Origin of the sequence: Viridibacillus soli (assembly GCF_016612995.1) — a bacterium.
In the GTDB taxonomy this organism is placed as follows: domain Bacteria; phylum Bacillota; class Bacilli; order Bacillales_A; family Planococcaceae; genus Viridibacillus; species Viridibacillus soli.
The window spans coordinates 1-359 of record NZ_JAEOAH010000108.1 but is presented as its reverse complement, the minus strand read 5'-3'; the positions used below and the strand labels follow the sequence as shown (position 1 = coordinate 359).

Annotated in this window: 1 protein-coding gene; it reads left to right on the top strand. The window is 36.5% G+C overall.

Going from position 1 to position 359, the window contains the following annotated elements; all coding sequences use genetic code 11:
- Positions 1 to 53 precede the first annotated feature (53 nt).
- On the top strand, positions 54 to 359 hold a 306-nt coding region (locus JFL43_RS22210), incomplete at its 3' end, for a helix-turn-helix transcriptional regulator (RefSeq protein WP_200750733.1).

The window sequence follows — 359 nt, the reverse complement described above, 5'->3', positions numbered from 1 at the left end:
GGACAGGATTTACCAAATTATGATTGTTATTATTTAATTAAGGAGTGAGTGACATGGGTTGGGTTGAATCATTACAGAAAGCAATCGACTATATGGAAGAGCATTTAAAAGAGACAATTACGATTGAAAGTATCGCGAAACAAGCAAACGTTTCGGTATTTCATTTTCAACGAACATTTGCAGTGTTAACCGATATGTCTATTGGTGAGTATCTTCGAGGAAGACGATTAACATTAGCTGCACAGGAATTAGCTAATACAAACTGCAAAATAATTGATGTCGCCTACAAATATGGCTATGACACTCCCGAGGCTTTTTCAAAAGCATTTCGTAAGCAACATGGTGTAAAACCAAGTGAC